Source organism: Vibrio genomosp. F10 str. 9ZD137, assembly GCF_049974785.1.
GTDB lineage: Bacteria > Pseudomonadota > Gammaproteobacteria > Enterobacterales > Vibrionaceae > Vibrio.
Map to the genome: position 1 here is coordinate 1 of NZ_JBNGCJ010000680.1, position 4,770 is coordinate 4,770.

A 4,770-nucleotide genomic window follows, 5' to 3' on the forward strand; every position below is an offset into this window, starting at 1 on the left:
GCGTTTGCAGCCGCGGCTATCGCAAAGTCAGATCCAATACGAACAGGTATTCAAGGCTTTACCTACGACATACGAACCGCGATTTTACCGTTTATGTTCGTTTTCAATACTCAACTGCTATTGATGGGTATTGATAGTTGGTGGCACTTAGCTTTAACCATTTTCTCCTCGATAGTGGCTATACTCATTTTCTCAGCAGCAACGCAAGGTTGGTGGTTAACTAAGAGTAAATGGTGGGAAACCGTGTTATTGCTCGTGTTAACTTTCACTTTCTTTAGACCTGGGTTTTGGTGGGATATGGTATACCCTGCTAAAGTTTACTCTCCAGGTGTTGAGATTGCAGAGATTACTGGAAAACTCGATATTGGACAGCAGCTTGAGATGCAAGTGGCGGGTGAGAACATCGAAGGACGCTACCTAGAAAGAACGGTGCGTTTACCTTTCGAAGATCGAGCGGTGACATCAGAAGAACGCATAGCTTCAATGGGTCTCATGCTGACTCAAAATGATGACCAAATGATTGTTGATATGGTTGAATTTGGCAGCCCAGCAGAAGCGGCAGGTATTGACTTTGATTGGGAAATCAAATGGATTGTCCAAGACGCGGATCGTCCAATGAAAGAGTGGGTATTTGTCCCTGCCCTATTGATCTTAATCGGTCTAGGACTGAACCAACAAAGACGTGCTAGAAAGGAACAACTGAGCGCGTAATGAGCGTTATGACATAATGAGATGGCCTTATTCCGTATTAGATTGTCGCGAGATAAGGCCAATATTTGAAAGGATTAGCTTGGCTATCAGCCAAAAATATCAAGAGTAAAAATAATGTATAAACAAATCCTTGTTCCTGTAGATTTAAATGATAAAGGCTTTTCAGACAAAGCGGTTGAGTTGGCTGTTTGGCACGCTAAGCATTCAAAAGCGCAGATACATCTTTTGAATGTATTGCCGGGGATACATATGTCGATGGTGGCCACCTATTTCCCGAAAGATGCCGCGCAAAAAATGAAGGAAGATGTCAAAGAGCAACTTAGACAGTTCGCTGTCCAGCACATTGACGACAAGATTGTGTACAAAGTACATGTCGCTGAGGGCAAGCCTTATTCAACCATTTTAGAGTACGCAGAAAAACTGGGGGCTGACCTTATTGTTATGCCAAGCCATAAACGCTCTAAGCTTGATCATGCGGTGCTAGGCTCTGTCGCCAGCAAAGTGGTACAAAATTCGCGAATTAACGTCATGGTTGTCAAGCCTCAAGGCTAGTTGTGACAACGCCTGCATGGTATCAGATCGGTAAAAATATAATCGTAATCTTCTCTAAACGTAATCTTTTCTATCAGGGTTACGTTTTTCTTTATCTGTCGCTTCTTAATTTTTGTAAAGCTCATCTGCGTTGACGCACTGATCATTACCATAGAAATGGCTGATGAAACCGATAGGCAATAACCATTTTAATTAATGATAATAATTCTCAATAATGCTCCTATACCCACAAGAACTGATTTGAGAATCCTAATGAAAAAAACACTCAACTTTGCCGCTATTCACTTCACTATTGCCTTTAGTGTCGCTTATATCTTAACGGGCGATATTCTCATCGGTAGCTTAATTGCGATGATCGAGCCCACAGTGAATACGTTTGCATTCTATTTCCACGAAAAAATATGGAATCAATGGCAAGCACTGAAACGCTTTTCTCGCTCAACAAAAATAAAAACAATGAGTTTTGCAGGCGTCCATTTCAGTGTGGCATTTGGTGTGGTTTATCTATTAACGGGGGATGCGTTAGTCGGTGGAATAATGGCAACCGTAGAGCCTGCTTTTAATACCTGTGCATACTATTTCCATGAAAAAATATGGCAAAGTAAGCACTCTTCACAATGGCACTGTGCTCACTAAACGCGACGATGAATGAACTGATCCAACGGCTCATTAGACAAGTTCAATAAACGAAACAACTCACTTAAAAAACAGGGGGAATCTCGCGCTGATAATGCAAAGTTGTCCCTTCATCACTGCCATTCACTAATCCAATTTGGTGAGTTTGATGAGTCTGTTCAAGTTGAACATCTAACTGGTAACAATCGTCCTCAAGCAACTTTCCTTCTGGCTGAATATATTTTGGCGCATCCAGTTGAAATATCGCCGTCGCTTTTGAAGCTCTAACATCAATGGGAAGACGGTAAGTCATGCCATTGAATTTGATCTCAGCGGAAAGCAAACCTGGCTTGAACACTGTGTAATGTAAGTGTACAAGGAGCTCACACCCCCCCACTAAATGGCAAACTTGTTCAGTCTCCACACGATCCAAACGCACCGTTGGCAAGACGTCTAAATAAGGTGTGTGCCAAATCCCCATTCGATCTTCAATTTCGTTCGATACGAGAGGGGCTAGATTGCCAATTTCATCGTGTTCTTCGTCGAGTAACCAATCATCATCAGGTTCAAGAAACAGAATTTCAAAACGATTTCTCCCCAATTGCAGATAGGGAAGCACATCTTTTCGATAATGCTCTTGAAAGTCGTCACAATCAAAAATAGCCTCTCCATTGATTCGAATTTCAGCATGATAACCAATACCCGATATCACTAGATCTACCGCTGAATTCGACAACATCGCTTCATCAACTTCAATATCATGCATTAGGTGCCATTCCTGCTTGACGATATCGTCTTCCGAAAGATTGCTCGGCAACACCGCGCTGAGTGGCCCTGGAAAAGTAATATCATCTTGAGGGATAGAAAGGTCAGTCAATGGCGATAGCTGCCATAAACCGGCTAAAGGGATGTGCATAATAAGTTTGCGCTAGATCAAGTTTGCTAAAGTATAGGGACTTCACTGATCTAAATAAACCGCTAAATAACAGACAATAAAAAAGGCCTAACAAGAAGCTAGACCTTTTAGTAACAAATTAACTTACTGCGATGCGATTAAGCCAGCAGCTCTTTTGCTGTGTTAACAACATTTTCAGTCGTGAAACCAAACATCTTAAATAGCTCACCAGCTGGCGCAGATTCGCCGAACGTTGTCATACCGATGATCTTGCCACCAAAGCCAACGTACTTGTACCAGAAGTCAGCGATGCCAGCTTCTACTGCGATACGTGCTGTAACGTCAGACGGAAGTACAGACTCACGGTACTGCGCATCTTGCTTGTCGAACGCATCAGTTGCAGGCATAGATACTACGCGAACTTTTTTGCCTTCAGCCGTTAATTCAGCCGCAGCGTTAACCGCTAGCTCAACTTCAGAACCCGTTGCAATGATGATAAGTTCAGGTTTGCCTTCACAATCTTTCAGGATGTAACCACCCTTAGCGATGTTTGCCACTTGCTCAGCGTCACGGTCTTGCTGTGCCAGGTTTTGACGAGAGAAGATAAGCGCAGAAGGGCCATCTTTACGCTCAATCGCCAGCTTCCAAGCCACTGCTGATTCAACTTGGTCACACGGGCGCCATGTGCTCATGTTTGGAGTTAGGCGTAGAGAAGCGATTTGCTCAACCGGTTGGTGAGTTGGGCCATCTTCGCCAAGACCGATAGAGTCATGCGTATAAACTTGGATGTTCTGAATTTTCATCAGAGCCGCCATACGCATCGCGTTACGAGCGTATTCCATGAACATTAGGAACGTCGCGCCGTACGGTACGAATCCGCCGTGCAATGCAAGACCGTTCATGATCGCTGTCATACCAAATTCACGAACACCGTAGTGGATGTAGTTACCTGATGAGTCTTCAGCGGTTAGAGACTTAGAGCCAGACCACATAGTCAAGTTAGAAGGTGCTAGGTCAGCAGAGCCACCTAGGAATTCTGGTAGCATAGCTCCGAAAGACTCTAGCGCGTTTTGAGACGCTTTACGTGAAGCGATGTTAGCTGGGTTAGCTTGAAGATCAGCGATGATTGCCGATGCTTTTTCTTCCCACTGCGCAGGAAGCTCACCATTTACTCGGCGTTTGAATTCTGCTGCCAATTCTGGGTATGCTGCTTCATAAGCTGCAAGTTTCTCGTTCCACGCTGCTTCCTTAGCTGCGCCTGCTTCTTTCGCATCCCACTCTGAGTAAACTTCCGACGGAATTTCAAAAGGACCGTGCTCCCAACCTAATTGTTTACGTGTTGCTGCAATTTCTTCAGCGCCTAAAGGTGCACCGTGACAGTCGTGCGTTCCTGATTTGTTTGGAGAACCAAAGCCGATAACCGTTTTCGTACAGATAAGGGTCGGGCGAGGGTCTGCTTTAGCGGCTTCAATGGCCGCATTGATTGCGTCAGCATCGTGTCCATCAACCGCAGGAATAACGTGCCAGCCGTAAGCTTCAAAACGCTTAGGCGTATCGTCAGAGAACCAACCTTCCACTTCACCATCGATAGAGATGCCGTTGTCATCCCAGAAAGCAACTAACTTACCGAGGCCAAGAGTACCAGCAAGAGAACACGCTTCGTGAGAGATACCTTCCATCAGACAGCCATCGCCCATGAATGCATAGGTATAGTGGTCAACGATGTCGTGGCCTTCTTTGTTAAATTGCGCAGCGAGTGTTTTCTCGGCTAACGCCATACCAACAGCATTAGTAATGCCTTGGCCAAGTGGACCGGTTGTTGTTTCGATACCCGGAGCATAACCGTATTCTGGGTGGCCTGGTGTTTTAGAGTGTAGCTGACGGAAGTTTTTCAACTCTTCGATAGAGAGCTCGTAACCCGCTAGGTGAAGCAAAGAGTAAATCAACATTGAACCGTGGCCGTTAGACAGCACGAAACGGTCGCGGTCAGCCCATTC

At 44.9% G+C, this 4,770-nt stretch carries 5 protein-coding genes; 3 read left to right on the forward strand and 2 right to left on the reverse strand.

The window, feature by feature from the left end; all coding sequences use genetic code 11:
- The 3 genes from ACP45E_RS16305 to ACP45E_RS16315 form a co-directional block, all read left to right on the forward strand.
- Window positions 1–711, forward strand: a 711-nt coding sequence (locus ACP45E_RS16305; protein WP_141707376.1) for a DUF3394 domain-containing protein, incomplete at its 5' end; no start/stop codon positions are given.
- Between the two features lie 114 nt (window positions 712–825).
- Window positions 826–1,263, forward strand: coding sequence for a universal stress protein (locus tag ACP45E_RS16310; protein WP_017038771.1), 438 nt, complete (start codon window positions 826–828; stop codon window positions 1,261–1,263).
- A 252-nt stretch (window positions 1,264–1,515) separates the two neighbouring features.
- Window positions 1,516–1,899: a DUF2061 domain-containing protein gene (locus ACP45E_RS16315; protein WP_017038772.1), complete on the forward strand. Its 384-nt coding sequence runs from the start codon at window positions 1,516–1,518 to the stop codon at window positions 1,897–1,899.
- Window positions 1,900–1,963: 64 nt separating this feature from the next.
- On the opposite strand, the gene ACP45E_RS16320 is transcribed toward ACP45E_RS16315, so the two are convergent.
- Window positions 1,964–2,794 carry a glycosyl hydrolase 2 galactose-binding domain-containing protein gene (locus ACP45E_RS16320; RefSeq protein ID WP_017038773.1) on the reverse strand — a complete coding sequence of 277 codons (831 nt, stop codon included), beginning with the start codon at window positions 2,792–2,794 and terminating at the stop codon, window positions 1,964–1,966.
- 137 nt (window positions 2,795–2,931) lie between these two features.
- On the reverse strand, window positions 2,932–4,770 hold a 1,839-nt coding region (tkt, locus tag ACP45E_RS16325), incomplete at its 5' end, for a transketolase (protein ID WP_069585275.1).